Source organism: Streptomyces sp. JJ36 (assembly GCF_021696945.1).
Classification (GTDB): domain Bacteria; phylum Actinomycetota; class Actinomycetes; order Streptomycetales; family Streptomycetaceae; genus Streptomyces.
Genome location: NZ_JACYHE010000002.1, coordinates 78,508 through 104,947 on the forward strand (window position 1 = coordinate 78,508; position 26,440 = coordinate 104,947).

At 73.2% G+C, this 26,440-nt stretch carries 27 protein-coding genes; 11 read left to right on the top strand and 16 right to left on the bottom strand.

The annotated features are described in order from the left end of the window. Window positions 1-76: 76 nt before the first annotated feature. Window positions 77-301 carry a dodecin gene (locus HOY81_RS01255; protein WP_237317058.1) on the bottom strand — a complete coding sequence of 75 codons (225 nt, stop codon included), beginning with the start codon at window positions 299-301 and terminating at the stop codon, window positions 77-79. Window positions 302-780: 479 nt separating this feature from the next. On the opposite strand from HOY81_RS01255, the gene ppdK reads away from it, so the two are divergent. The 3 genes from ppdK (at window position 781) to HOY81_RS01270 (ending at window position 5,580) form a co-directional block, all read left to right on the top strand. After that, a complete protein-coding gene (ppdK, locus tag HOY81_RS01260; RefSeq protein ID WP_237317060.1) occupies window positions 781-3,504 on the top strand; it encodes a pyruvate, phosphate dikinase in 2,724 nt (907 codons plus the stop codon). A 191-nt stretch (window positions 3,505-3,695) separates the two neighbouring features. Continuing rightward, window positions 3,696-4,682: a BtrH N-terminal domain-containing protein gene (locus HOY81_RS01265; RefSeq protein ID WP_237317062.1), complete on the top strand. Its 987-nt coding sequence runs from the start codon at window positions 3,696-3,698 to the stop codon at window positions 4,680-4,682. A 220-nt stretch (window positions 4,683-4,902) separates the two neighbouring features. Then, the gene (locus HOY81_RS01270; protein ID WP_237317064.1) at window positions 4,903-5,580 is read left to right on the top strand and encodes a TMEM175 family protein; all 678 of its coding nucleotides are present in this window, start codon (window positions 4,903-4,905) and stop codon (window positions 5,578-5,580) included. Window positions 5,581-5,659: 79 nt separating this feature from the next. Here the strand turns inward: HOY81_RS01270 and HOY81_RS01275 are convergent, their stop codons facing one another. Further along, entirely contained in the window at window positions 5,660-6,094 is a 435-nt protein-coding gene (locus HOY81_RS01275) for an excalibur calcium-binding domain-containing protein (RefSeq protein ID WP_237317066.1), read from the bottom strand. A gap of 315 nt (window positions 6,095-6,409) precedes the next feature. Then, a complete protein-coding gene (locus HOY81_RS01280) occupies window positions 6,410-6,805 on the bottom strand; it encodes a cupin domain-containing protein (RefSeq protein ID WP_237317068.1) in 396 nt (131 codons plus the stop codon). A 52-nt stretch (window positions 6,806-6,857) separates the two neighbouring features. Here HOY81_RS01280 and HOY81_RS01285 point away from each other — a divergent pair, with 52 nt between their 5' ends. Beyond that, complete coding sequence (locus HOY81_RS01285; protein WP_237317070.1) at window positions 6,858-7,853, top strand: GlxA family transcriptional regulator; 996 nt, start codon at window positions 6,858-6,860, stop codon at window positions 7,851-7,853. Window positions 7,854-7,950: 97 nt separating this feature from the next. On the opposite strand, the gene HOY81_RS01290 is transcribed toward HOY81_RS01285, so the two are convergent. Next, on the bottom strand, window positions 7,951-8,754 hold the full coding sequence (locus HOY81_RS01290) for a hypothetical protein (RefSeq protein ID WP_237317072.1): 804 nt from the start codon (window positions 8,752-8,754) through the stop codon (window positions 7,951-7,953). Window positions 8,755-8,885: 131 nt separating this feature from the next. Here HOY81_RS01290 and HOY81_RS01295 point away from each other — a divergent pair, with 131 nt between their 5' ends. Further along, on the top strand, window positions 8,886-10,517 hold the full coding sequence (locus HOY81_RS01295) for a phosphatase PAP2 family protein (protein WP_237317075.1): 1,632 nt from the start codon (window positions 8,886-8,888) through the stop codon (window positions 10,515-10,517). Window positions 10,518-10,526: 9 nt separating this feature from the next. On the opposite strand, the gene HOY81_RS01300 is transcribed toward HOY81_RS01295, so the two are convergent. Both HOY81_RS01300 and HOY81_RS01305 read right to left on the bottom strand, forming a co-directional pair. After that, a complete protein-coding gene (locus HOY81_RS01300; RefSeq protein ID WP_237317076.1) occupies window positions 10,527-10,928 on the bottom strand; it encodes a DUF6193 family natural product biosynthesis protein in 402 nt (133 codons plus the stop codon). Window positions 10,929-10,957: 29 nt separating this feature from the next. Next, on the bottom strand, window positions 10,958-11,536 hold the full coding sequence (locus HOY81_RS01305; RefSeq protein ID WP_237317078.1) for a dihydrofolate reductase family protein: 579 nt from the start codon (window positions 11,534-11,536) through the stop codon (window positions 10,958-10,960). Window positions 11,537-11,714: 178 nt separating this feature from the next. On the opposite strand from HOY81_RS01305, the gene HOY81_RS01310 reads away from it, so the two are divergent. Continuing rightward, window positions 11,715-12,227: a DinB family protein gene (locus HOY81_RS01310; RefSeq protein ID WP_237317080.1), complete on the top strand. Its 513-nt coding sequence runs from the start codon at window positions 11,715-11,717 to the stop codon at window positions 12,225-12,227. 147 nt (window positions 12,228-12,374) lie between these two features. Further along, window positions 12,375-13,499: a cation diffusion facilitator family transporter gene (locus HOY81_RS01315; RefSeq protein WP_237317082.1), complete on the top strand. Its 1,125-nt coding sequence runs from the start codon at window positions 12,375-12,377 to the stop codon at window positions 13,497-13,499. Window positions 13,500-13,676: 177 nt separating this feature from the next. On the opposite strand, the gene HOY81_RS01320 is transcribed toward HOY81_RS01315, so the two are convergent. Continuing rightward, on the bottom strand, window positions 13,677-14,504 hold the full coding sequence (locus HOY81_RS01320) for a helix-turn-helix domain-containing protein (RefSeq protein ID WP_237317084.1): 828 nt from the start codon (window positions 14,502-14,504) through the stop codon (window positions 13,677-13,679). 139 nt (window positions 14,505-14,643) lie between these two features. Here HOY81_RS01320 and HOY81_RS01325 point away from each other — a divergent pair, with 139 nt between their 5' ends. Beyond that, entirely contained in the window at window positions 14,644-15,108 is a 465-nt protein-coding gene (locus HOY81_RS01325; protein WP_237317086.1) for a nuclear transport factor 2 family protein, read from the top strand. Between the two features lie 126 nt (window positions 15,109-15,234). On the opposite strand, the gene HOY81_RS01330 is transcribed toward HOY81_RS01325, so the two are convergent. The 4 genes from HOY81_RS01330 to HOY81_RS01345 all read right to left on the bottom strand — a co-directional run bounded on the left by HOY81_RS01330 (window position 15,235) and on the right by HOY81_RS01345 (window position 20,240). Continuing rightward, window positions 15,235-18,615 (bottom strand): pyruvate carboxylase, encoded by a 3,381-nt coding sequence (locus tag HOY81_RS01330; protein WP_237317088.1) that lies wholly within the window; start codon window positions 18,613-18,615, stop codon window positions 15,235-15,237. A 193-nt stretch (window positions 18,616-18,808) separates the two neighbouring features. Then, window positions 18,809-19,435: a dihydrofolate reductase family protein gene (locus HOY81_RS01335; RefSeq protein WP_237317090.1), complete on the bottom strand. Its 627-nt coding sequence runs from the start codon at window positions 19,433-19,435 to the stop codon at window positions 18,809-18,811. After that, complete coding sequence (locus HOY81_RS01340; RefSeq protein WP_237317092.1) at window positions 19,432-19,908, bottom strand: SRPBCC domain-containing protein; 477 nt, start codon at window positions 19,906-19,908, stop codon at window positions 19,432-19,434. The genes HOY81_RS01335 and HOY81_RS01340 overlap by 4 nt, the downstream gene beginning before the upstream one ends. Then, window positions 19,905-20,240: a helix-turn-helix transcriptional regulator gene (locus HOY81_RS01345; RefSeq protein ID WP_237317094.1), complete on the bottom strand. Its 336-nt coding sequence runs from the start codon at window positions 20,238-20,240 to the stop codon at window positions 19,905-19,907. The genes HOY81_RS01340 and HOY81_RS01345 overlap by 4 nt, the downstream gene beginning before the upstream one ends. A gap of 490 nt (window positions 20,241-20,730) precedes the next feature. On the opposite strand from HOY81_RS01345, the gene HOY81_RS01350 reads away from it, so the two are divergent. Together HOY81_RS01350 and HOY81_RS01355 are read left to right on the top strand one after the other, a co-directional pair. Next, on the top strand, window positions 20,731-21,342 hold the full coding sequence (locus HOY81_RS01350; RefSeq protein WP_237317096.1) for a hypothetical protein: 612 nt from the start codon (window positions 20,731-20,733) through the stop codon (window positions 21,340-21,342). A 477-nt stretch (window positions 21,343-21,819) separates the two neighbouring features. Next, window positions 21,820-22,041 (top strand): hypothetical protein, encoded by a 222-nt coding sequence (locus HOY81_RS01355; RefSeq protein WP_237317098.1) that lies wholly within the window; start codon window positions 21,820-21,822, stop codon window positions 22,039-22,041. A gap of 274 nt (window positions 22,042-22,315) precedes the next feature. Here the strand turns inward: HOY81_RS01355 and HOY81_RS01360 are convergent, their stop codons facing one another. From HOY81_RS01360 to HOY81_RS01375, 4 genes are all read right to left on the bottom strand, one after another. Beyond that, on the bottom strand, window positions 22,316-22,543 hold the full coding sequence (locus HOY81_RS01360) for a DUF397 domain-containing protein (protein WP_237317100.1): 228 nt from the start codon (window positions 22,541-22,543) through the stop codon (window positions 22,316-22,318). 288 nt (window positions 22,544-22,831) lie between these two features. After that, complete coding sequence (locus HOY81_RS01365) at window positions 22,832-23,101, bottom strand: hypothetical protein (RefSeq protein ID WP_237317103.1); 270 nt, start codon at window positions 23,099-23,101, stop codon at window positions 22,832-22,834. Between the two features lie 62 nt (window positions 23,102-23,163). Further along, the gene (locus tag HOY81_RS01370) at window positions 23,164-23,382 is read right to left on the bottom strand and encodes a DUF397 domain-containing protein (RefSeq protein ID WP_237317105.1); all 219 of its coding nucleotides are present in this window, start codon (window positions 23,380-23,382) and stop codon (window positions 23,164-23,166) included. After that, window positions 23,379-24,227, bottom strand: coding sequence for a helix-turn-helix transcriptional regulator (locus HOY81_RS01375; protein WP_237317249.1), 849 nt, complete (start codon window positions 24,225-24,227; stop codon window positions 23,379-23,381). The genes HOY81_RS01370 and HOY81_RS01375 overlap by 4 nt, the downstream gene beginning before the upstream one ends. A gap of 154 nt (window positions 24,228-24,381) precedes the next feature. On the opposite strand from HOY81_RS01375, the gene HOY81_RS01380 reads away from it, so the two are divergent. Next, window positions 24,382-24,822, top strand: coding sequence for an ATP-binding protein (locus HOY81_RS01380; protein WP_237317107.1), 441 nt, complete (start codon window positions 24,382-24,384; stop codon window positions 24,820-24,822). Window positions 24,823-24,848: 26 nt separating this feature from the next. On the opposite strand, the gene HOY81_RS01385 is transcribed toward HOY81_RS01380, so the two are convergent. Next, the gene (locus HOY81_RS01385) at window positions 24,849-26,435 is read right to left on the bottom strand and encodes a serine/threonine-protein kinase (RefSeq protein ID WP_308340938.1); all 1,587 of its coding nucleotides are present in this window, start codon (window positions 26,433-26,435) and stop codon (window positions 24,849-24,851) included. Window positions 26,436-26,440: the final 5 nt, after the last annotated feature.

Sequence of the window (26,440 nt, forward strand, 5' to 3'; positions counted from 1 at the left end):
CGCCCGCCCGGTGCGGTCGCCGCCCGCGACCACGTGCCTGCCCGGCCCAGCGGGTGACGGCCCGCCGCCGTCGCCCCTACCCGGCCGAGGAGCCCTCCTCCAGCCGGAAACCCACCTTGAGGCCGACCTGGTAGTGCTCGACCCGGCCCTCCTCGATCTGGCCGCGCACCTCGGTCACCTCGAACCAGTCCAGGTGCCGCAGGGTCTCGGAGGCACGGTGGATGCCGTTGCGGATGGCGGCGTCCACTCCCTCGTGGGAGGTGCCGACGATCTCGGTGACCCGGTAGGTGTGGTCGCTCATGGCGGTCTCCGCTGCTGTCGGGGACGGTCTGCCCCTCCACGGTGCCCCGCGGCGGAGTTCTTACGCGCCCGTGCGGAGGGCGGGCTGCCGGGCGCACGGAGGGGCGTCCGCATGGTGGGACGAAGCTGACGGAGAGCGCGTGATTCTCGCCACCTTGATCAGAGTGGCGCTCATATGAGCGCTCAGATGTGAGCTCCAGTTCTCCAAGGAGCGGACCAGGGGTTTACCGTTCCTTGGTTCATGATACGAACCGAAGGCGGCTCCAGAAGGGGAGCAAAGCGGGCGGAAGCCCTGAGTCGTCCCTGCCTCCATTCAGGTGGTGAAGGCGCTGCGTAACCCGCAGGAAACGCCCACCACTTTTGATCTCTCGGCGGATGGGTGGTTACACCCGCATGGCGTGGTGATGGACGTCCTCAGAACCCTTCGATCTGGGTACGCTCCCCGCCGTCAGGGCAGCCGTCTACGAGGAGTCGATTCCCGTGTCGGAACACGCGGTAAAGACAGCACCATCCCGCCAAGGCCGGAAGTTCGTCTACGACTTCACCGAGGGCAACAAGGACCTCAAGGACCTGCTCGGCGGCAAGGGCGCCAACCTCGCCGAGATGACCAACCTCGGCCTGCCGGTCCCTCCCGGCTTCACCATCACCACCGAGGCCTGCAAGGTCTACCTCGACTCCGGCACCGAGCCCCCGGAACTGCGCGACGAGGTGAGTGCGCACCTCGACGCCCTCGAGCAGAAGATGGGCAAGAAGCTCGGCCAGGCGGACGACCCCCTCCTCGTCTCCGTCCGCTCCGGCGCCAAGTTCTCCATGCCCGGCATGATGGACACCGTCCTCAACATCGGCCTCTCCGACGCCTCCGTGCAGGGCCTCGCGGCACAGGCCGGCGACGAGCGGTTCGCCTGGGACTCCTACCGGCGGCTCATCCAGATGTTCGGCAAGACCGTCCTCGGCGTCGACGGGGAGCTCTTCGACGAGTCCTTCGAGGAGACCAAGCGGTCCCGGGGCGCCGCGACGGACGTCGACCTGACCGCCGGCGACCTCCGCCAGGTCGTCGACGACTTCAAGGGCATCGTGGCCAAGGAGACCGGACGCGACTTCCCGCAGGACCCGCGCGAGCAGATGGACCTCGCCGTCCGCGCGGTCTTCGACTCCTGGAACGGCGACCGCGCCCGGCTCTACCGCCGCCAGGAGCGCATCCCGCACGACCTGGGCACCGCGGTCAACGTCTGCTCCATGGTCTTCGGCAACCTCGGCCCCGACTCCGGCACCGGCGTCGCCTTCACCCGCGACCCCGCCTCCGGCCAGCAGGGCGTCTACGGCGACTACCTGCAGAACGCCCAGGGCGAGGACGTCGTCGCCGGCATCCGCAACACCGTGCCGCTCGCCGAGCTCGAACAGCTCGACAAGACCTCGTACGACGAGCTCATGCGGATCATGGAGACCCTCGAGACGCACTACAAGGACCTGTGCGACATCGAGTTCACCATCGAGCGCGGCAAGCTCTGGATGCTCCAGACCCGGGTCGGCAAGCGCACCGCCGCGGCCGCCTTCCGTATCGCCACCCAACTCGTCGACCAGGGCCTCATCGACGAGGCGGAGGCCCTGCAGCGGGTCAACGGCGCCCAGCTCGCCCAGCTCATGTTCCCGCGCTTCGACATGGAGGCCCAGGCCGACCTGATCGGCCGCGGCATCGCCGCCTCCCCCGGCGCCGCCGTCGGCAAGGCCGTCTTCGACTCCTACACCGCCATCAAGTGGTCCCGCTCCGGCGAGAAGGTCATCCTCATCCGCCGCGAGACCAACCCGGACGACCTGGACGGCATGCTCGCCGCCGAGGGCATCCTCACCAGCCGCGGCGGCAAGACCTCGCACGCGGCCGTCGTCGCCCGCGGCATGGGCAAGACCTGCGTCTGCGGCGCCGAGGAGCTGGAGGTCGACACCAAACGCCGCCGGATGACCACCGCCGCCGGCACGGTGATCGAGGAGGGCGACGTCGTCTCCCTCGACGGCTCCTCCGGCAAGGTCTACCGCGGCGAGGTCCCCGTGGTGCCCTCACCCGTCGTGGAGTACTTCGAGGGCCGCATGCACGCCGGCGCCGAGGACGCCGACGAGCTGGTCAAGGCCGTGCACCGGATGATGGCCTACGCCGACCGGGTACGCCGGCTCCGCGTCCGGGCCAACGCCGACAACGCCGAGGACGCCGCCCGCGCCCGACGCTTCGGCGCCCAGGGCATCGGGCTCTGCCGTACCGAGCACATGTTCCTCGGCGAGCGCCGCGAACTCGTCGAACGCCTCATCCTCGCCGACACCGAGGACGAGCGGGACAGCGCGCTCGCCGGGCTGCTCCCGCACCAGAAGGACGACTTCGTCGAGCTCTTCGAGGCGATGGACGGCCTCCCGGTGACCGTACGGCTGCTGGACCCGCCGCTGCACGAGTTCCTGCCCGACATCACCGAGCTGTCCGTGCGCGTCGCGCTGGCCGAGTCGCGCAAGGACGCCAACGAGAACGACCTGCGGCTCCTCCAGGCCGTGCACCGGCTGCACGAGCAGAACCCCATGCTCGGGCTGCGCGGCGTCCGCCTCGGCCTGGTCATCCCCGGCCTCTTCACCATGCAGGTGCGGGCCATCGCCGAGGCCGCCGCCGAGCGCAAGGGCCGGGCCGGGGGCGACCCCCGCGCCGAGATCATGATCCCGCTGGTCGGGACCGTGCAGGAGCTGGAGATCGTCCGGGAGGACGCCGAGCAGGTCATCGCGGAGGTCGAGCAGAGCTACGGCGTCGACCTCGGCCTCACCCTCGGCACCATGATCGAGCTGCCCCGCGCCGCCCTGACCGCCGGCCAGATCGCCGAGTCCGCCGACTTCTTCTCCTTCGGCACCAACGACCTCACCCAGACCGTCTGGGGCTTCTCCCGGGACGACGTGGAGGCCAGCTTCTTCACCGCCTACCTGGAGAAGGGGATCTTCGGCGTCTCGCCGTTCGAGACGATCGACAAGGACGGCGTCGGCTCCCTCGTCCGCAGCGCCGTCGAGGCCGGCCGCGCCACCCGGCCGGACCTCAAGCTCGGGATCTGCGGCGAGCACGGCGGCGACCCGGAGTCCGTGCACTTCTTCCACGAGGCCGGGCTCGACTACGTCTCCTGCTCGCCCTTCCGCATCCCGGTCGCCCGCCTGGAGGCGGGCCGCGCGGCCGCCGCGGAGGCGTAACGCTTCCGGGGACCGCGCCCGCCGTACCCCGACCCTCACCGCGGCGGGCGTCCCCGGACCCCTGAAGGGGGCGGCACCTTGTGCGGAGGTGCCGCCCCCTTCCCCCTCCCCGCGGGATGCTCGCGGACTCCCCCCGCCGCCGGAGAGTCCGTCATGATGGTGTGCGAGGGGGTACGAGGGGATGGTGAGGCATGGCCACGGTCGAAGCCGAGGCCCGCGGGATGCAGCACTGTGAGACGACCGCTCTGGGAGTGCTGCTGCGACACCAGGGCCTCGATCTCTCCGAGCCCATGCTCTTCGGCCTCGGCTCCGGTCTGTCCTTCGTCTACTGGGACGGCAGGAACATGGACTTCCCCTTCCTCGGGGGACGGGTCAGGCCCTTCGACCTCACCGGAAACCTCGCCGCCGGGCTCGGGCTGGAGCTGCGCGTCCACGAGACCACCTCCCCTCGCAAGGCATGGGAGAACGTGGCCGCACCGCTCGACGCCGGCCACCCCGTCGGACTCCAGCTCGACAGTTACCACCTCGACTACTTCACCTCGAAGGTGCACTTCGGCGGTCATATCGTCGCCATGTACGGCTACGACGACCAGGACGCCTACCTGGTGGACACCCACCAGCAGGGCGGCACGGTCTCCACCAGCCTGACGAGCCTCGCCCGGGCCAGGGCCGCGCGTGGCCCGATGACCGCCAGGCACCGGTCCTTCACCCTCACCGTCCCGGGGCAGCCTCCCTCACCCGAGAGCCGGATCGTCCCTGCCGTCACCGCCTGTGCCGAGACCTTCCTTCACCCCCCCATCGCCAACCTCGGCCACCGGGGCATCGACAAGGCCGGCACACTGGTGCCCACCTGGCTCCGGCGGACCGACACCCCGCAGCGGGACCTGCCGCAGGCCGCCCTCCTGATGGAGAAGGCAGGCACCGGCGGCGCCCTCTTCCGCAACCTCTACCGCGACTTCCTCGGCGAGTGCACCGCGCTGCTCGACAGCGGCCACCTGCGCACCGGACACCGGCTGTACGCAGAGGCAGCGACCCTGTGGACGGAGGTCGCAGCGCTGATCACCGAGGCCGGTGTGTCGGGCGACGCGCAGCACCTCGTACAGGCGGGCACCCTCCTCGGCGCTCTCTCCCGTATCGAGCGCGAGGCCATGGAGGCGCTGAGCCGCCTGGGGGAGTGAGCGTGCAGCGCACCCGGACGGCCGGTGCAGCCCAGGCAGCCCGGAACGCGTCCGACGCCGACCGGGGCCCCGGCCGGTCTCCGTGGCACCGTCGCCGGCGTCCTGGGCCCCTGACCCGACGCCCCGGCCGGGTAGCGCGCGGTTCCGGTGCCCCGGACGGCCGCCGGCGGGCGCGGCGCGGTGCGGGGCGGCGCGGGGAGGGGTGCGGTAGAGAAGGCGCATGACCCACCCCTCGCAGAGCCCCGGCCCGGCGGCCGGCCGTCCCCGGACGGGAGCGCAGCCGGACCACCTCGTGCCGAAGCACCGCATGCTCGCCCTCACCGACGGCGTGGTGGCGATCGCGATGACGCTGCTGGTGCTCGACATCGAGGTACCGGACGGCCTGCGCGGGCAGGCCCTGAACGACGCCCTCTCCGACGCGTTGCCCCAGGTGGGCGCCTTCCTGCTCAGTGCGGTGGTGATCGCGCTGTTCTGGCGCGCCCACCACGCCGTCATGCGGGAGGCGGAGGACCTCGGGCACGGGCTGTTCTGGCTGAACATCACCTTTCTCGTGCTGATGGCCCTGATTCCGTTCCCCACGTCGGTCCTGCAGGACTACGGGGACCGCTCCCTCGGGCCCGGGCTGTACGGGCTGGTCATCGGGGTCGCCGCGCTGGTGCTGTACGCCCTGGAGGTGTGGGTGGGCCGGAGCCGCGGCCGGGGGTGGCGCAGCGTGCCGCTGCCGGCGCAGGGGCTGGTGTTCCTGGCGTCCATCGGCGTGGCGGTCGTCTCGCCGTCGGCAGCCCTCTACTCCTGGATCGCCGCCATCCCGCTCTCCGCGCTCGCCGACCGCCACGCCGGCCGGCACGCGCAGCGCCCCGGCCACAGCCCGGACGGCACGGGCCCCGGCGGGTCCTGACGGGCCGGCACCCCGTACGGCGGAACGCCCCCGCCCGGGGGTGGGCGAGGGCGTTCCCGCGGTGCGTGCGGGGGCCGGCTCAGTTCCCGGCGCGGCGCCGGCGGACCGCCAGCAGCACGCCGGCGCCGCCGAGGAGCACCACGGCACCCGCACCGGCGAGGTACGGGGTGGTGTCGTCGCCGCCGGTCTCGGCCAGGGCCGTGTCGTCCTGGGCGCCGGCGGAGCCGTCCTGCGCGGCGCCGTCGTCGGAGGCCGCGTCGTCGGTGGTGCCCTGGTCCTCGGCCGGGGTGAAGTCGCTCGGCGGCTGGTCGCAGCCGAGGCCGTCGCCGTCGCGGTCCAGGTGCTTTCCGTAGTGCTCGCTGCCCGCTTCGATGTCCGCGTACCCGGCCTCGTACGCCGCGGTGCAGTTCTCGAACGGGTGGCCTTCGCCTTCGTGCGCTGCGGCGACCGACGGCATCGCCGCCAGCGCCAGTGCGGCGACGGTCACGGCGGCAGGCTTGCGGAGCAGGTTCACAGGGCGCCCCTCTTTCGGTGTGCGCGGGTTTTCCCGCGGCACGTCGGATATGTGAGGGCTTGAAGGTAGTGGTGCGCCCGGTGTGTGGCGACTGCATGAAGGGGCAGTGTGACAGGAACGTGACGTGACCGCTTGGTAGCTCTCTGTCGGCTTCCGTCGGCCCAGGTCAGCCCGGGGGCGCGAACGATGGGCCGCGCGCTCCCGGCGCATGATCGGCGTGCACCGGGCGGCGTACGGGACCAAAGCGCGCCCCCTCGCATGGCCGGGTGACGGGCCGGCACCCGGCGCAGGCGGGCCCGCCGGAAGCCGCGCGGCTCAGTCGTCGAGCGCGTGCCCCGTCGTTGCGTCCACGTGGTCCGGGAGCGCGTCGTGGCGGTCGCCCACCGACGAGGTGCCGGCGGGTTCGAACATCAGGATGGCGGCGCCGGACGGGGCGTACGGCCGGTGCTCCGTGCCCCGGGGGACGGTGAAGACCGAGCCCTGCGGGAGCACGACCGTGCGCTCCCCGCCCGGCTCCCGCAGGGAGAGGTGCAGCTCCCCGTCGAGCACGAGGAAGAACTCGTCGGTGTCCTCGTGCGCGTGCCAGACATGCTCGCCCTCGACCTTGGCGATGCGGACGTCGTAGTCGTTCACGCGCGTGACGATGCGGGGGCTCCACAGGGCGTCGAAGGAGGCCAGCGCCGCGCGGAGGGAAACGGGTACGTCGCTCATGGGTTCATCCTCCGCCGTTCCGCACGGGCCGCGGGAGTGCTAGGAATCGCATATGACGCAAGAATCCTCGCACCGTCGTGCGGACCCGGCGGAGCTGCATCGCGTCGTCGTACTCGTGGACGCCGACTCGAACCCGTTCGAGCTGGGCTGCGCGACCGAGGTCTTCGGCCTCCGCAGGCCCGAGATCGGCCGCGATCTCTACGACTTCCGGCTGTGTTCACCCGAGCCGCGCACCCGGATGCGGGACGGGTTCTTCACGCTCACCGGAGTCGCCGGCCTGGATGCGGCCGGCACCGCGGACACCCTGATCGTCCCCAACCGCCCCGACATCGAGGCGCCCCGCCGCCCGGACGTGCTCGACGCCGTCCGGCGGGCGCACGCGCGCGGAGCACGGCTGCTCGGCTTCTGCAGTGGAGCCTTCACCCTGGCCGAGGCCGGCGTCCTCGACGGGCGCCGGGCCACCGCGCACTGGCAGTGGGCACACTCCTTCCGGGCCCGCTTCCCCTCCGTCCGGCTCGAACCGGACGTGCTCTTCGTGGACGACGGCGACATCCTCACCGCTGCCGGGAGCGCTGCCGCGCTCGACCTCGGACTGCACGTGGTCCGTCGCGACCACGGCGCGGAGGTCGCCAACGCCGTCAGCCGCCGGCTGGTCTTCGCGGCGCACCGGGACGGCGGGCAGCGGCAGTTCGTGGAACGCCCCATGCCCGTCCTGCCGGACGAGTCCCTGGCTCCCGTCCTCGCCTGGGCCCAGGAACGGCTGGACGCCCCGCTCAGCGTGGCCGACCTGGCCGCACAGGCGGCGGTCAGCCCGGCGACGCTGCACCGCCGCTTCCAGGCCCAGCTCGGTACCACGCCGCTCGCGTGGCTCACGGGGGAACGGCTCGCCCTGGCATGCCGGTTGATCGAGGGAGGCGAGTCCCGCTTCGAGGTGGTGGCGCGGCGCAGCGGGCTGGGCACCGCCGCCCATCTGCGCACGCTGATGCGGCGCGAGACCGGGATCACCCCGTCGGCGTACCTTCGGCGCTTCGGGGCCGGGGTGGTGTGACGAGGGCGCGTCGTGCCGGTGCGGTGCGCGCGCGACCGGCGTATGCCCGGCCGGCCCACGCGCGACCGGGCCCCGTCCCCTGTGCTCTCCCGGCCCGTCACGCCCGCCGGGACGGGCCGCCGGGCCCCGTGCGGCGTACGTCCTCCGGCGCCCCGGCGCGCCCCGGCCGGGACACGCGAGCCCCGTGCGCCGGGCCTGCTCGGGGCTTCCCGTGCGCCGGGTGGTCCGTACGACCCGCGGGCGCCGGCCGCTCCGCGGGCTCCCCGCCGGGGGCAGGACCGGGCGCCCCGGCGGCCTCCGGCGGCCCGCCGCCCGCGAGCCGGTGCGTACGGTGGGCGCGGGCGGCCAGCAGCAGCCCGGCCGCGAGCGCGCTGGTCAGCCCCGCGGCCAGGTCGGCGATCGTGTCGTCGTAGTGCGCCCGGATGGCCGCGCCGAGCACGTCCTTGCCGAACCACTCGTAGAACTCCCACACCACGGCCACGACCGCGCCCAGCGCCACGGTGATCAGCGGCACCGACCCGGCCCGCAGCCCGTCCGCGTGCGGCGGGGGCAGCAGGCGGGCCCGTACGAGCAGCAGGTGCAGCGTGGCCGCCACCGCACCCGGAAGCACCAGGTGCAGCGCCGTGTCCAGCCAGGGCGCCGCGGCGTACCAGCCGGCCGGGAAGGCCCAGACGGCGGCCAGCAGCGCGGTGCCCAGCACCAGGTCGAGCGCGGCGGGCAGCCGCGCAAGCCGGGGCACCGCGAGGACCACGCACACCAGCCCGAACGCGACCGCCTTCGAGACGGGGGAGAACGCGGCGACGAGCGCGGAGACCACGGCCGCGACCCGCACCAGGTCGGCGCCTGCGCGGCAGACGCGGCCGGCGAGGGAGACGCCGGTGCTGCGGGACCCGTTGCTCATGCCCCTCCGGGTTGCCGCACCCGGCCGGGGCCAATCCGGTTCGGCGGCCGGGATTCCTGCCGCGGCCTGCCGGGTACCCCGCCGCTCCGTCGGTGGCTGCAAGGACGACACGGCGCCGGGAGGGACGACGCGTGCAGCACGGTGTGCACCCGGGGACCCGGGCCGCCGCCCGCGGCCTGGCGGCCTGGACGGTCACCCTGACCGCGGGGGTGGGCTTCGCCCTGCTGCTCCTGCTGGTCCGTACCCGCTGGGAGCCGCTGCGGCGGGCCGACCAGGCCCTCGCGGACGCCCTCAACTCCGCCCTCGGCCAGGACGAGCGCCTGGTGAAGGCTCTGCGCCTGCTCACCGACCTGGGCGGCACCCCGATGCTGCTGTGGCTGCTGAGCGTGGGCGTGCTCTGGCTGCTGATCCGTGGTCAGTGGCGGACCGCCGGATACGTGGCCGTCACCGCGCTGGGCGCCCTGGCCCTCACCGGGGTGGTCAAGGAACTGGTGGGGCGTCTGCGGCCGGTCGTCGCCGAACCGCTGTCCGACCCCGCGGGGTTGAGCTTCCCGAGCGGGCACGCCCTCGGGTCCGTGGTGGCGTACGGGGTGCTGCTGCTGGTGTTCGCGCCCGTCACCGGGCGCCGGGCGCGGCCCTGGTTCGCCGCGGCCGTGGCGGCGGTGGTCCTCCTCGTGGGATTCACCCGGTTGGCGCTGGGGGTGCACTACGTCAGCGATGTGCTCGCCGGGTGGCTCCTGGGGCTGGTCTGGCTCGCGCTGACCGCCGTCGTCTTCCGCCGGTGGCCCCCTCAGGTGCCACCGGCCGGCGCCGATGCGCCGTCACCGGGCCGGCCCGAGGCGCCGCGGAACGGGCTGCCCGGGGCACCCCGGTCCGGGGCGTCCGGGTCCGGGACACCGGGCTCGGTGTCCGCTCCCGCCCCGCACACGGCGGCGCCGCTCCCCGGGGCCGGGACACCCGGGGCGCACGCCCCCGAGGCGGACCTGCGGCCGGTCCCGCCCCGGCATCCGCCCGCCCTCCCGCACCCGGTGCACGCCCTGGCCGAACTGCTGGTCGCCTGGGGCCTGCTGGCCGGCCTGCTCTACGCCCTGGGCACCTGGCTGACCGGAGGCGGCCCGGAACCGGCCCCGCCCGCCTGGGACCGCACGGCCGCGCACTGGGCCGCCGGCCTCCGTACGCCCTGGCTGAACACCGCCTTGGCGCCCCTGGAGTTCGTCGGCAGCACCCCGGGGGCCGTCGGCGGAGCGCTGCTGGTGGGGCCCCTCGCCGTCGCCGTCACCCGGAACTGGCGGCCGCTGGTGCTGCTCGCCGTCGGTCTGACCGGCGAGGTGACGCTCTTCCTGGTCCTCACCGAGACCGTCGCCCGCAGCCGCCCGGACGTCCCCCATCTCGGGCCGGGCCTGCCGCCGACGTCGAGCTTCCCCTCCGGCCATGCGGCCGCCGTCCTGACGCTGTGTCTGTGCACCCTCGTGATCGTCCGGCGGGCCACCCGGAGCCGCGCTGCGCGCGCCGTCGCCCTGGCGGTGGCGGTCGTCGTACCGGCGGCCGTGGCCTTCCAGCGCCTCTACGCGGGCGCCCACTACCCCGGCGACCTGGCGGGCTCCCTGCTGCTCGCGCTCCCCTGGACGGCCGTCGCCTGCTGGGTGACCCGCCCGCCACGGCACCCGGTGCCCCCACCCGGCGCTGCCGCCCAGGAGCAGGACCGGCCTCCCGCCGGACCGCCCCGTACCCCCTCTCCCGGCCGGGCTCCGGGCGCCTCCTGAGCCGGGTGCTCACCCGCCCTCGGGCTGCCGCTCCGTCCCTGCCGCCTCGTAGGCGGCGAGTTCCTCGGGCGTGCCCGCGAACGCGGGGCCGCAGCCCGGAGGGAGGCGCTCGACCACCATGGCGACGGCCTCCTGCGCCGTGGCCGCCGGGCCCACCGTCTGGTCGCGGTGAGGCCCGGAGACCCAGTAGGTGCCTCCAGCGGCGGGCTGGATGTAGGGGACGTCCCAGGTCCACCCGTATCCCGTACAGCGGCTGAAGTGCAGTTCGCCCATGCCCGTCCAGGGGAACAGGCGTCGCAGGCGGGGTTCCGCGTAGGCCAGTTCGAGCAGTTCGGTGCGTACCCGCCCGTCCTCCCGGACCGCCTGCCAGCCGGCCTCCACCAGGGCCTCACTCGTCGTTTCCTTCGTCATGGCTCCATCATGCAGGGCAGCCTCAGCGGTCACGCCGGGGCCGGCGGCTCCGCGCGCTCGTAGCGGAGGAGGACGACGCCGTTGGGGAACGGGCGGGTCTCGGCAAGGTCGAGGGCCGTCCGGGTGTCCCGGAGCGGGAAGAGCGGCCTGCCGCGGCCGATGAGGACGGGATGGACGTAGAGCCGGTACTCGTCGATCAGGTCGTGCTCGCGGAACGTCGTGGCGAGGTCGGCGCCGCTGAGCACGAGGTCCCCGCCGGACCCGGCCTTGAGGGCGCGGATCTCCGCCGGGTCGACCTCCCGCTTGACCGTGGTGTTCCAGTCGGCCCGCTCCAGGGTGCGCGAGAACACCACTTTGGGGATCTCCCGCCAGATACCCGCGAACTCCACCATCGCCGGAGTGCTCTCCGGGTCGGAGTCCGCCGTCGGCCAGAAGCCGGCCATCAGCTCGTGCGTGACGCGTCCGCTGAGGATGCCGCCCATCGTCCGGACCAGGTCGTTGAAGTGCCGGTGCAGCGTCTCGTCCACCCGGTGCCAGTCGATCTCCCGCTCCGGCCCCTCGAAGTAGCCGTCCAGGGACACCGACATCATCTGCACGATCCGTGGCATCGCGGGTCCTCACCCGGGTTCCGAGGGGTCTGGAGAGCGGGACGCCGCCGGCGCCGCCGCCGTCGTCGCGCTCAGGATACGCCCGCCGTGAGCCGGCGCCGCGCGGCGCGCGCCGGGCGGGCCCCGTCCCGCGAAAACCCGGTGCGGGGCACAGGCGTCCGGAGTAGCGTCCGCGCCCATGACCTTCTCCCGTACGCGCCCGCCCAAGTCCGCAGACGAACGCACCCAGCTCCTCGGCTGGCTGGACATGCAGCGCGCGCTCATCCCGTGGAAGTGCGAGGGGCTGTCCGACGAGGACGCCCACCGGCCCGTGCTGCCGTCGTCGCCCCTGATGACCATGGCCGGGCTCGTCTCCCACCTGCGCTGGGTGGAGCACGCCTGGTTCGAGGTGATCCTGCTCGGCGGGCCCGCCGACAGCCCGCAGTTCGACCAGGACGCCCCCGAGGACGCCGACATGCAGGTCGAGGGCGTGCCGCTGGCGCAGCTTCTGGAGGAGTACGAGCGGCAGTGCGTCCGCTCCAACGAGATCATCGCGGACCACGCCCTGGCCGACGTCAGCCGGCATCCCGAGTTCGCGCGGGACGCGACGCTGCGGTGGATCCTCTTCCACATGGTCGAGGAGACCGCCCGGCACGCCGGGCACGCGGACGCGATCCGTGAGCTCCTCGACGGCGAGCGCGGCTACTACTGACCGTGTCGGTCCCGGGCGCCGGGCCGCACCCTGTGTGCCCGGTCGTGGCGCCTGTACCGGCCGGGGGCAATTGCGAGGGCGTCGCACCTGGTCAGGGAGGGTATGACGGGAGTGGCTGCAGCGGCCTTCCCGTGCCACGGTGTGCTCATGGAGGGGAACCTGAACGATCTCGTACCCGGCCACCACCACGACCACGAGCACCCGCAAGCGGGCCATGACCCCGGGCATGTGCACGCCCATGGCGGGTCCCGGTGGGCCCGGCTGCGACACCGGCTGGCACATCTGGTCACCCCGCACAGCCACGAGGCCGCGGACAAGGTCGACCCCGCGATGGAGACCTCGCGCGAGGGGATGCGCACCCTGTGGATCTCCCTCGCCGTCCTCGGGCTCACCACCGTCGTCCAGGCCGTCATCGTCGCCCTGTCCGGTTCGGTGGCGCTGCTCGGCGACACCGTCCACAACGCCGCCGACGCGCTGACCGCGGTACCGCTAGGGGTGGCGTTCGTGCTCGGGCGGCGGGCGGCCGACCGCCGCTACACCTACGGCTACGGTCGCGCCGAGGACCTGGCCGGCATTCTCATCGTCGTCACCATCGCCGCCTCCGCAGCCCTCGCCGCGTGGGCGGCGATCGACCGGCTCCTCGCCCCCCGCGACATCACCCACCTGTGGGCCGTGGCCGCCGCCGCGGCGACCGGGTTCGCCGGCAACGAGTGGGTCGCGCGGTACCGCATCCGCACCGGCCGCCGTATCGGCTCGGCCGCCCTGGTCGCCGACGGCCTGCACGCCCGTACCGACGGCTTCACCTCGCTGGCCGTCCTCTTCGGCGCCGGCGGTGCCGCGCTCGGCTGGCGCCTCGCCGACCCGGTGATCGGCCTGCTCATCACCGCCGCCATCCTCTTCGTGCTCGTCGGCGCCGCCCGCGAGGTCTACCGGCGGCTGATGGACTCCGTCGACCCCGAGCTCGTGCAACGGGCCGAGGAGGCGCTGGGCGCGGTGGACGGGGTGCGCGGGATCGGGCAGGTGCGGATGCGGTGGATCGGCCACGCCCTGCGCGCGGAGGCCGACATCGTCGTGGACTCCCAGCTGACCGTCGTCGCCGCGCACGAACTCGCCGTGGACGCCGAGCACGCCCTCATCCACGCCGTGCCACGGCTCACGGCCGCCACCGTGCACACCGACCACACCCCGGTCGGCGGGGATCCGCACGCCGCCCTCCACCACCACCTGGCCGCGGCGGGCCCGTCCGGACGGGAGGCCGTCCGTGCCCGATGACACCCTCACCCCGAGGACCGGAGCGTCCGGCCTGACGTTCACCCAGCACACCGACCCCGCCCACGTCAGCCCCGCGCTGCGGGAGGCGCTGACCGACGCAGCCGCCCTACGGGGTGGGGACGTCCCGGGGCCGGGCCCGGCAGTGCCGCGGCTCCGGGACGCCGCACGGAGACGGGCTCACGCCGTCGCCGCCCGTAGTGCGGCCGCCGTCCGCGCATCGGCAGGGAAGAACGTCTCGATGGCGATCTCGTCGAGCGTCACGTCCCGCGGGGAACCGAACACCGTGGTGGTGTACAGCAACGCGAGTTCGCCGTGGTCGGACGCCATGCGCAGCGGGACGACCAGGTCGTGCGCCGACGACCCGTCCGGGGAGAGCTCCTCCGCACCGGCCTCGGGCAGGGGGTAGCTCTCCAGTTCGGTGAGCAGCTCGGCCAGGCCGGGAGCCGACGTCCGCTCCAGCTGGCGGCGGACCCGGCGCAGCACGTGTGCACGCCACTGCGCGAGGTTCCGGATGCGTCCGGCAAGACCGGCGGGGTGCAGGGTCGCCTTCAGCACGTTGAACGGCGCCCGTGCCGGGTCGCCCGCCGCGTCACCGTCGCCCGCGTCGCCGTCGCCCGCCGCGTCGCCGAGGAACAGCCCCATGGCGCGGTTCGCGGCCAGCAGCTCCCAGCGCACGTTGACCGCGAGCGCGGGGTTCGGCTCGTGCCCGGTCAGGACGGCCCGCACCGCCTCACGCGCCGAGCCGAGGTCGGCGAAGGCGCGCTCGGCGTGCACCGGGGCGAAGCCTCCCGCCAGGTAGAGCGCGTTGCGTTCCCGCAGCGGCACGTCGAGCTCGTCGCAGAGCCGCCGGATCATGTCCCGGCTCGGGTTGGCGCGCCCGGTCTCGATGCAGCTCAGATGCCGGGTGGACAGCTCGGCGGCGAGCGACACGTCGAGCTGCGAGCGGCGGCGCCGCCGGCGCCAGCTCCGCAGCAGCTCCCCGACCGGTTCGGTGGTGGTCGTCATGACCGTCAGGCTGCCCCGCCGTGCGGGTGACGGCAATGACCTCGCAGGTCATCGACAGCCCGCGCCGCCGGCCCGCAGAGTCCTGACCGTCAGCGCAGCCGGTGCGCAGGGCACCACCGGAAGGAAGGGACACCGAACGATGGCCGAGACGACAGCACACTCCGGGACCGAGACCGAGACCGAGACCGGGAACGGGACGGAGACCGGGGCCGCCACCGAGGACTTCGGGCAGCTCGAGCAGTACGTACGGTTCTGGAACGCCGGCACCGAGGAGGAGCAGCGCCGGCTCGCGGCTGCCGCCTTCACCGACGACGTCGAGTACCGCGCCCAGATCGGAGTCCTCAGCGGGGCACAGGCGCTGATGGACTTCCGGAACCAGTTCGCCGACCACATGGGCACCGTCGCACTCCGCCCGCGCCGGCAGCCCGAGGTCCACCACGACCGCGCCAGGTTCCAGTGGGAGATCCTGACCGGGGACGGCGCCGGCGAGTCCTTCGCCACCGGAACCGATGTGCTCCAGTTCGAGGAGGACGGCCGGATCAGCTCCGTCACCGTGTTCCTGGACCGGGCCCCAGAGGGCTTCGACCCCGAGGCGCACCACTAGGCACGGGGCCGCCGGCGCGGTCGGCGGCTGCCTCGCCGGGCCGGTCGCCGCCGTTCCGGGCTCCGGCGCGGACGGGGGCGGCCCGCGGCGCACCGCCGCCGGGCCGCCCCCGCCGGGGCGGGCTGCTCAGTCCAGTTCGAGGAGCAAGTCGCCGCCCTCCACCTGCTGCACCCGGTTGATGGCGAGCCGCGCCACCGTCCCGGAGCGCTGCGCGGTGATCGACGCCTCCATCTTCATCGCCTCGATGGTGGCCACCGTGTCGCCCTCGGCCACCTCGTCGCCCTCGCCGACCTGGAGGGTGACGGCGCCGGCGAACGGCGCCGCGACATGCCGGTCGTTCGCCGGGTCGGCGCGCTCCGCCGGCTTGACGTCGGTGACGATCGACCGGTCCCGGACGGAGAGCGGCCGGAGCTGGCCGTTGAGCGTGGTGAGCACCGTGCGGTGACCCGTCTCGTCCGGCTCCGAGATCGCCTCGAGCTGGATCAGCAGGGTGACGCCCGGCTCCAGCTCGGCGGTGTGCTCGCGGTCCGGCTCCAGCCCGTAGAAGAAGTCCTGGCTGGTGAGCACCGAGGTGTCGCCGTACGAGGCGAGGTGGGAGCGGAACTCCTCGGCCGGCCCGGGGAAGAGCAGCCGGTTCAGGGTGGCGCGCCGGTCCGCGCGCAGCCCCTCCCGGTCCTCGCCGGTCAGCGGCACCGGCCCGGCATGGCCCGGCTTCCGGCCCTCCAGCGCGCGGGTGCGGAACGGCTCGGGCCAGCCGCCGGGCGGGTCGCCCAGCTCGCCCCGGAGGAAGCCGATCACCGAGTCCGGGACGTCGAACTTGCCCGGGTCGCCCTCGAAGTCCGCCGGGTCCACCCCGGCGCCGACCAGGTGCAGCGCCAGGTCGCCGACGACCTTCGACGACGGGGTGACCTTGACCAGCCGCCCGAGGATGCGGTCGGCGGCGGCGTAGCACTCCTCGACCAGCTCGAAGCGGTCCCCGAGACCCAGCGCGATCGCCTGCTGGCGGAGGTTGGAGAGCTGCCCGCCGGGGATCTCGTGCCGGTAGACCCGCCCGGTGGGGGAGGGCAGCGCGGCCTCGAAGGGCGCGTAGGTCTTCCGTACGGCCTCCCAGTACGGCTCCAGGTCGCCGACCGCCGCCAGGTCCAGGCCGGTGGCCCGGTCGGTGTGGTCGGTCGCGGCGACCAGCGCGGAGAGCGAGGGCTGGCTGGTCGTCCCGGCCATGCTGGCGACCGCGGCGTCCACCGCGTCCACCCCGGCGTCGATCGCGGTGATCAGGGTGGCGAGCTGGCCGCCTGCCGTGTCGTGGGTGTGCAGGTGCACCGGCAGGTCGAAGCGCTCCCGGAGCGCGGTGACCAGGGTGCGGGCGGCCGGCGGCCGCAGCAGCCCGGCCATGTCCTTGATGGCCAGCACGTGGGCGCCGGCCTCCACGATCTGCTCCGCCAGCCGCAGGTAGTAGTCCAGGGTGTAGAGGCGTTCGCCCGGGTCGGAGAGGTCGGCGGTGTAGCAGAGCGCCACCTCCGCCAGGGACGTGCCGGTCTCCCGCACCGCGCGGATCGCCGGGCGCATCTGCTCCACGTCGTTGAGCGCGTCGAAGATGCGGAAGACGTCCATGCCCGTCTCCGCGGCCTCCGCCACGAAGGCGTCGGTGACCTCGGTCGGGTAGGGCGTGTAGCCGACGGTGTTGCGGCCGCGCAGCAGCATCTGGGTGCAGAGGTTGGGGGCCGCCTCGCGCAGCGCCGCCAGCCGCTCCCAGGGGTCCTCGGCGAGGAAGCGGAGCGCCACGTCGTAGGTGGCCCCGCCCCAGCACTCGAAGCTGAGCAACTGCGGGGCGAGCCGCGCGAGGTGCGGGGCGACCGCCAGCAGGTCACGGGTCCGCACCCGGGTGGCCAGCAGCGACTGGTGCGCGTCCCGGAAGGTGGTGTCGGTGACGGCGACCGCGCGCTGCTCGCGCAGCCGGGCCGCGAACCGCTCCGGGCCCAGCTCGCGCAGGAGCTGCCGGGAGCCGTCCGGCGGAGGGGCGCCCAGGTCGGCCGGCGGGAGCTTGAGCGCGGGGTCGGCGATCTGCGGCCGCGGGCCGTTCGGCTGGTTGACCGTCACATCCGCCAGATAGGTGAGCAGCCGGGTGCCGCGGTCGGCGGGCTTGCGGGCCTCCAGCAGCTCCGGGTGCGCGTCGATGAAGCCGGTGGTGATGCGGCCCGCAGCGAAGTCCGGGTCGTCCAGCACGGAGGCGAGGAACGGCAGGTTGGTGGCCACCCCGCGGATGCGGAACTCCGCGATCGCGCGCCGCGCCCGCCGCACCGCGGCCTCGAAGTCCTGGCCGTGACAGGTCAGCTTGACCAGCATGGAGTCGAAGTGCGCGCTGGTCTCGGCCCCGGTGTGGGTGGTGCCGCCGTCCAGCCGTACGCCCGGGCCGCCCGGCGAACGGTAGGCGCTGATGACGCCGGTGTCGGGCCGGAAGCCGTTGGCCGGGTCCTCGGTGGTGATGCGGCACTGGAGCGCCGCCCCCGACAGGGCGATGTCCTCCTGCACGAAGCCGAGCTCCGGGAGGGTGCTGCCGGAGGCCACCCGGAGCTGGGCGATGACCAGGTCGCGGCCGGTCACCTGCTCGGTGACGGTGTGCTCCACCTGGATGCGCGGGTTCATCTCGATGAAGACGTGCCGGCCCCGCTCGTCGACCAGGAACTCGACGGTGCCCGCGTTGACGTAGCCGATGTGCCGGGCGAAGGCGACCGCGTCGTCGCAGATGCGGCGGCGCAGTTCCGGGTCGAGGTTCTGCGCGGGGGCGATCTCGACGACCTTCTGGTGGCGGCGCTGCACCGAGCAGTCCCGCTCGTAGAGGTGCACCACGTCGCCCTCGGCGTCGGCGAGGATCTGCACCTCGATGTGGCGCGGGTTGACCACGGCCTCCTCGAGGAAGACCGCCGGGTCGCCGAAGGCCGACTCCGCCTCCCGCATCGCGGCCTCGATCGACTCGCGCAGCCGCCCGGGCTCGGCGACCTGCCGCATGCCGCGGCCGCCGCCGCCCGCGACGGCCTTCACGAACACCGGGAAGCCGATCTCCTCGGACGCGGCCATCAGGGTGTCCACGTCGTCCGAGGGCTCCGACGAGCGCAGCACGCTCACCCCCGCCTCCCGGGCGGCCGCCACCGCGCGTGCCTTGTTGCCGGTGAGCTCCAGGACGTCCGCCGAGGGGCCGACGAAGGTGATGCCGGCCTCCGCGCAGGCCCGGGCGAGTTCCGGGTTCTCCGACTGGAAGCCGTAACCGGGGTAGACGGCGTCGGCGCCCGCCTTCCGGGCGGCCTTGATCACCTCGTCGGGGGAGAGGTACGCCCGCACGGGGTGCCCCGGTTCGCCGATCTGGTACGCCTCGTCGGCTTTGGCCCGGTGCAGCGAGTTGCGGTCCTCGTAGGGGTAGACCGCGACGGTCGCGGCACCCAGTTCGTAGGCGGCGCGGAACGCCCGGATCGCGATCTCGCCCCGGTTGGCGACGAGCACCTTGCGGAACATGCGGCTCCCTCTCTGCCGGGTCCGGATGCGGTGATCGTAGAGGCTGCCGGGCCTCCTGGCACGGGTGGCACTGAGTGCCATTCGTCACGCCTCACGCCTCGGATCTCACGATGTGAGCCGCACGCCCCGCGGAGCGGCCCGGGAGGTCCGCCCGGACGGGTACGGCGGCGGCTCCTACCCCGCCGGCCGCCGCTCAGACGAAGCCGGTGACGCCCTCGTACGCGCCCTGGAGAGAGGCGCCCGCCGCCTCGTATTCGAGGAGCAGCAGACCCTTCGGCGTCGACTCGTGGTGGACCAGGCGGAGACCGGACGGGGCGCCCGGGCCGGCCGGCAGGCGCCGGCCGGTCCGGAGCACCGTGGGTGCGACCGCGAGGCGGAGCCTGTCGATCAGCCCCGCCGCCAGCAGTGCGTCGCCCAGGCGGGCGCTGCCGTGGATCTGGAGCTCCCGGCCCGGTTGCGCCGTGAGCCCGGCGACCGTGTGGACCGGGTCGCCCGGGAGCACGGTCGTGGGGTGCCAGGCCCCCTCGGTGAGCGTGTTCGACACGACGTACTTCGGCAGCGTGTTCATCCGCTCCGTGAACGGGTCGGCCGGGTCGGTGATCTCCGGCCAGTCGCGGGCGAACGCCTCGTAGGTGCGCCGGCCGAGCAGCAGACCGTCGGCATGGTCGAGCCAGTCGGAGGTGCGCCGGACGAACGTGGAGTCGATGTGGGGCACGAGCCAGCCGCCGCGGGTGAAACCGTCGCTGGTGTCCTCCTCCGGCGAGCCGGGCCCCTGGCAGACGCCGTCGAGGGTGACGAACTGGGTGAGGGTGATCTTCATCGCGGTGCCGTGCTCTCGGCGAACGCGGCCAGCTGGCCGGCGACCGAACCCCAGCCCTCGGCGAAGCCGAGCTTCTCGTGCCGGGCGCGGGACTCCGGGTCGCCGTGCCGGACGACCAGCCGGTAGTCCGTGCCGTCCGGATGGTCGCCCAGCGTCACCGTGGCCGTCATCGCCACCGGAGCGGGGTGCGCCGGACGCCAGGTGCTGTCGACCGCGTTGGTGAACACGAGCCGCCGGCCTGCGTCGACGGCCAGGAAGCAGGCGTCCAGATGCGGCACGAAGGTCTCCCCGTCGTCGCTCAGCCGGGTCACGAACGCCCCGCCGGGCCGCAGCTCCAGATGCTCCACCCGGCAGCGGGACGGAGCCGGGACCCACCACTGCTCCAGCCGGGTCGGGTCGGCCCAGGCGCTCCACACGGTGGCGCGCGGTGCGCGGATGACGCGCTCCAGGCTGAGGTCGAGGTCGGGGTTCACGGGTTCTCCTCCGGGGCGGTGACGAACTGTTCGAGGCGGTCGGTGCGCTCCTCCCAGACCCGGCGCTGTTCCGCCAGCCAGTCGTCCACGAGAGCGAGCCGCTCGCGGTTGAGCACGCAGGTGCGCACCCGTCCGGACTTGACCGTGCGGATGAGTCCGTTCCCTTCGAGCGTCCGCACGTGCTTCATGAACGACGGAAGCGTCATGGGGAAGGCCCGGGCGAGGTCACCGACGGTCCTCGGCCCGTGCCCGAGCTGGCGTATGACGGCGCGCCGGGTCGGGTCGGCGAGGGCGACGAAGACGCCGTCCAGTTGCCCCGAATACTGTGCCATGCGGCTAAGTATTGCCGAGGGCGGCGGTGCGCGCAACGGCTGAGCACCGAGGCGGCCGGCAGGCGCCGGTGCCGTGCGGTGGCCGTGCGGTGGCCGTGCCGGCGAACTCGGCGCTCACCGTGGACGAGCTCAGCGCTCACCGTGGCCGCCCCGGCGGGAGCGGGGTTCCGCAACGGGACCGAGGGCCTCCCGTGGCCGACCGCGTGCCGGCGACGCCTTCGCCCTCCGCACGTCCATGCGACGGCCCCCCTCACTGCCTTCCCAGGGCCCGTCCGGACCCCGGTGCGGAGGACGCTAGAAGCCCCTGAGCCCGGGCACATTGCCCGAACCCGGCAGCGTCCGCCGGTCGTTGACGTCAGCCCGGCCGGTGCGGCCCAGCATCGGGCCGCGCTCCTCGGGCTCTCCGCATCGGAGAGGTACGTCCGGGCGCACCGACGGGAGCGGTTGTCAGACCCGTCGCCGATACTCGGGCGGTCGAAGGGAGCCAGGGATGAGAGACCTGCAGAACGCCGTCACACACCTCCTGCCGGAGGTGGTGAAGGCCGATATCCAGCCGGAGAGCTGTCCCGACTGGTTGCGGCGGCCAGGACGGGCCGAGTGCGCCGACAGGTGGGAGACGGTGTCGGCGCTCTACCACGCGCTCACCGGGCTGGTCCTGCCCGAACAGGCCCCTCCGCGGGAGCGGCGCAGCCTGGACGTGCTGCTCACCTACGAGGACGGGCAGCGGCAGATACTGGAGGTCGACGAGAAGCAGCACTTCACCGCCGCCCGCGCCCTCACCCTGGAGCACTACCCGGCGGACGTGCAGCTCGGCTTCGACGCGTCCCGGTGGCTGGCCCGCTCCCGGGACCTGACCGGACGCGAACCCGGCGGCGGCTTCGCCAAGCCCAGGCCGCCGTTGTTCCCCGGCGAAGGCGGCCGCCACCGCCAGCGCGCCTTCCGCGACGCGCTGGCGGACCTGCTGCCACCCGTGTACGGCTGGCTCCCGACCCTCCGGCTCAGCGACACGGAGGTCAAAACCGTCACCGCCGCACCGGACCCGGCCGCATCCCTCAGGGCCCTGCTCGGCGCATGCGGCGTACCTGCCTCGCGGTTCACGTAGTCGGCGGGCGCGGGGGGCATCGCGCCCCGGCCTGGCCGGTTCAGAGCGCAGGCTCTCGGCATGGCCCACGGGGGCTGGCGCCCCACGGAGGCGGAACAGTCCGTCGAGGGGAGCCGTCCGCTACGCGGGAGTCGTTCCCCGCCGCCGTGTCACAAAACAAGCGACTCAACGAGCGTGCATGAAAGCATCGTCAAAACCATTGACGTTGTGTCGTGCCGTCCCTATACATGAAGAACTCGTGAAGAGTTCATGGTGACGGCGTGCGCATGGCGGGTTCGGCTCACGTGTGAACGCTCTCCACCTCGCGTCGTCATGCGAAGGGTTGGGGGCACGGTGGCAGAGATCAGATGCGAGCGATGCGAACTGCTGGTGGGGATGGGGTGCGCCTGCCCTCCGCGGAAACGCCGGAGCCGTCGCGGGGGCACCCGGCGCCGGGCTCAGGCAGCGACGAGGAATGCGGTACCGAAGGCCGGCAAGGTGGTCGCCACCCGCACGAACGGGAAGACCCTGGGCAACGGGGGCCAGCCCAGGAAGCGGCAGGCTCCTCGGCCGGTCGAACGCGGCGAGAGACCGCTGTACGACGACGACCGCATGGCCGCTGAGGAGTTCCGGGAGGAGTTCCGGGACATGGAGGAGCGCGGCACCAGCGTGCGGGCGTTCTCGGGAGGGTTGCCGACCCTCGGTCGGCGAAGGCGGTAACCCTGCGACGGGGGAGCCGGGCCCATGCGGAACCTCCGGCGAGCGGAGGCCGGGGCGTCACTACTCGCGGATCGCCTGAGGGCGCCATCAGCTCCGGGAGAATCGGCCTGACAAGCACTCAGGGGGTTCGAGGGGCAGGGATGACGGAGCTGCACGAGACACTACGGCAGTGTGCCGCCAAGATCGAAAAGTACAGGGACCGGGCCGACAGACCTGTCAACACAGAGAACCACGTGGACGGAGACCGGGTGACGCTCACGGAGATCCACCGCCGTTACGCGCAGGCGCGGCAGGAGTCCTGAGCCGCCACGTGGCGGGTGAAGGCAGTCCAGCAGGAGGGGGAGACGGTGAGGCCGGGACGGGTGGTGTCCTTGGAGTCCCGCACGTGCACGGCGTCGGGCGCCGCGGCGACCTCGACGCACTCGGGCCCGTCGTTGCTGCTGTAGCTGCTCTTCGTCCACCGCAGTGAGGGTGTGTCCCGGGCGGCCGTCCTGAGCGTCATCTCTCTCCCCGCACCTTCTCGATATGGCACACAGCGTAACGATGAATCGGGGTGCTGTGGTGGATCGGAACCAGCCCGCTCACCGGGGCAGGCCGGGGCTCCGGGCGCCGGCTGCTCGCCCAGTGCTTCAACCCTTCACCCACCACCGCCGGTAAGCAGGCTTGCACCGCTGTTCGCCGTCGCCTGGTCGGCCAGGGCTCTCCCAGCACTGTCCGGCACGTGCTCTCGCCGCGGACCTCACCTACCGCCGGCGCCTCACCAGGTGCCTCAACCCGCCGGCGATCCAGGTCAGCGCCACTCGGGCGGGATGTTGGCGAGCTGCTCCAGCACATCCCAGTCGGCCGGTTTGCGGTTCGCTTCGTGCCACCGGGCGCCGCAGGCGACCCAGTACCCGCGCACCTCGCGGACCTGCGACAGGTGGTCGTCGCCGATCCCGGACTCGCTGTAGCAGCAAGGGCAGATGACGTACTGCGGTGCCCCGTACTCGTTGAACAGCTCGTCACCGTCGTCGTATCCGCAGACCCGGCACGCGGTCTCGGTCTTGTCTTCCGTGCTCATATCGGCCACAGACCAGGCCGACGCCACGCGCGACGACTGCGCAGCTCTGCTTCCCTGCTGGGTCAGTGGGCCTCCTTGGATGCCGCGTGGCGGGTGAAGGCTGTCCAGCAGGCGGGGGAGACGGTGAGGCCGGGGCGGGTGGTGTCCTTGGAGTCCCGCACGTGGACGGCGCCGGGCGCCGCGGCGACCTCGACGCAGTCAGGGCCGTCGTTGCTGCTGTAGCTGCTCTTGACCCAAGTGAGCGGTGCTCCGTTGTCGGCAGCGGCGGTCCTGAGCGTCATGTCTCTCCCAGAATCTTCTCGATGGCGGACAGCGATTCCCGAGGCGAGAGCGCTTGGGCTCGAATGATCCCGTAACGCGTCTCCAGGATGTGCACGTCCCTGGGCGCAGAGATCACGCGACTGGCCAGTTGGGCCTCTGAGTGCCCCAGTGTCTTGCCGTCACTCAGCTTAATCAGCCGGATCTCCCCCGCCATCCCCGCGTGCTCGTCCCGGTCGGTAGGCATCACTTGGATGCTCACGTGCCGAAGCCCTCCGAGCTCCAGTAGATGCTCGAGCTGGCGCCGTAGGACCATCCTGCCTCCGATCGGACGGCGCAGGGTCACCTCCTCCTGGACGAAGGACAGCATCGGTGGCTGCGCACGCCGGATGACCTCCTGTCGGGCCATACGAGCCGAGACATGCTGGTCGATCTGCTCCTCGGAGAACGCCGGCCAGCGCATGCCGTACAACGCTCGCGCGTACTCCTCCGTCTGCAACAGCCCGTGCATGTTGTGGTTCGAGTAGGCCCCGAGTTCGACGGCGTCAGCCTCCAGTTTGGCCAGATCCCGGACCTTGCGCGGGTAGCGGGCCTCGGCCACGTCCTTCTGGAGGGCGGCGAGGAGGCCGTCCGCGTGCAGCACCTCGTCCGCCTTGCTCAGGAACTCCGGCTTCGGCACCCGGCGTCCGCGTTCGACGGAGGAGACCTGCTCCAGGCTGTAGCCGATGGCCGTACCGAGGTCGGCCTGCGTCATGCCCGCTCGCTCCCGGCACAGCTTCACCAGCTTCCCGACCGTGCGCACGACGGCCGTCGTGTCGTCCTCCTCCACAGCAGGCACTCCGGGCACCTGCTCCGTCCCGTCCTCCATCTCCACCTCCGTAGCTGCTCGTGCCCAACCGCCGGTCCCGGCACGGCGTCACGTTGCGCAGACCGGACAGGGCCGGACACCCCGCCGGACGGTCACCGTGCGTACCGGCTGCATCACTTCTCAGATGAGAGCACGCGCGAACACGCTGGGTGACGTGAATCTGCAAAGTTCCCCCGTAACGGGGCGCCACTTCTCCGTGCAGCTCTCGGCCACCCGGCGCGGTGCGCGCCTCGCCCGACGGCTCGCCGTACAGCAGCTCGCCGAATGGGGCAGGCCCCACGGCTCGCCGGCCTCCGACGCCGCCGCGCACCTCGTCGCGGAGCTGGCCGTGAACGCCGTCCAGCACGGACGCGTCCCCGGACGCGACTTCCGGCTCCGGCTGCTCCTCAGCGACGGTGACCGGCTGCGTATCGAGGTGATCGACGCCCGCTTCGACCGGCTGCCGCCCGGACCGGCGGGCACCGCGGACGATCTGGCGGAGACCGGCCGCGGCTTGGTCATCGTCCGTGCCCTCGCCGACCGCTGGGGCGCCGAGCTCGGGCCCGCGCCGTGCAAGACGGTGTGGGCCGAGCTGGACCTCTCGTCCGTCCGGTGATCGTCCGTCCGGTGAGGCGGAGGCGGTCAGCCGTCGGCGTCCCCGGCCATGCGCAGGCGGGTGAGGATGGCGGCGACCTCCTGCGCCGTCTCGTCCCGCGGACCGTGGACCACGCAGAGGTCCTGGTGGAGCGGGCGCAGGACGGCTGCCGCCTCCGTCGCCTTGCCCTCGGAGAGCAGCAGGATGCCGATGTTGTGCCGCAGGTCCAGCGCGGTCTCCGAGGCGTCGCCCTCGGAGGCCGTCACCTGGTCCAGCACGGCGCGGAACTGGCCGAGCGCGGCCGTCACCTGGCCCAGCTCGGCCCGGCAGTGCGCCGCCTGCCGCAGGCACTCCAGCGCGTCCTTGCTGCCCGGCCCGGCCGTACGCCGGTACGCCGACGCGAGCGCGTCGAACTCCGGGAGGGCCGTACGGAAGTCCCCACCGATGACGAGGACGGCAGCCCGGCGACGGCGGAGCTTCAGCACCCGCGGGCTCTCGGCTCCCAGCGCCTCCGCCGCCGGGGTGACGACGTCCTGGAGCACCTCGGCGGCCTGGGCGAAGCGCTCGTCCTCCATGAGCGCCCTGGACCGGGCGTACGCGTCGCGGAGGGCGTCGCGCAGGGCGGTCTCCGGGGCCGTCTCCGGCAGCGTGGGTGCCAGGCCGGCGGTCGCGGGCTCGACGGCGGTGGGCGGCGTGCCGGGCCGGGGCCGCGGGGCGTTCGGCCGCCGGTACAGCAGCGTGGGGTCGGGCGCGTCCGCCGGCGCCCGCTCTGCGGCCGGCGGTTCGCTCCCGGGCGGCGGCAGGAAGGGCAGCAGCCGCTCGTACACCTCGTACGCGTCCGCCGGCCGCTGCTCCGGCGCCTTCGCCAGCAGGTCGAGAGTCAGCCTCTCCAGCGCCTCGGGCACGTCCGGGCGCAGGTCGCTGAGCCGGGCGGGCGGCTCGTACACGTGCTGCCGCATAAGCTGGAAGCCGTTCTTGCCGCTGAACACCGGCTGCCCGCAGAGGAGCTCATGCAGGACACAGCCCAGCGCGTACAGGTCGCTCTGCGGGGTGATCTGTACGGCCTGCACCTGCTCGGGCGACATGTACTGGCTGGTGCCGACCGGGTTGCCGGTCGCGGTGATGCGGGTGACGTCGGTGCGGAGGATCGCGGCGACGCCGAAGTCCAGGACCTTCACCGCGCCGTCCGCGCAGACCAGCACGTTGTCCGGCTTGAGGTCCCGGTGGACCACGGGGACGGCGTGCGCGTGGGAGAGGACCGTGCACACCTGGGCGGCGATCGCGGCGGCCCAGGCGAACGGGAGTGGCCGGGCCGGGTTGACGAAGGTCCGCAGCGAGGCGCCCCGGACCAGCTCCATCACCAGATAGAGCTGCTCGAAGGAGCTGTCCAGCACCGCGTCGTACACCTCGGGCACCCCGTGGTGGCCGATCCGGGCGGTGACCCGCGCCTCGCGGCGGAAGCGCTTGGCGAACTCCTCGGCCACCTCGGGGGTCTGCACGGCGTCGGGCCGGATGCGTTTGACGGCGACGGGCCGGTCCAGCACGGCGTCATAGCCCCGCCACACCGTTCCCATGCCGCCGGAGCTGATCTCCTCGATGAGCTCGTAACGGTCGCCGATCGTCCGCTTCTGCACTGCGC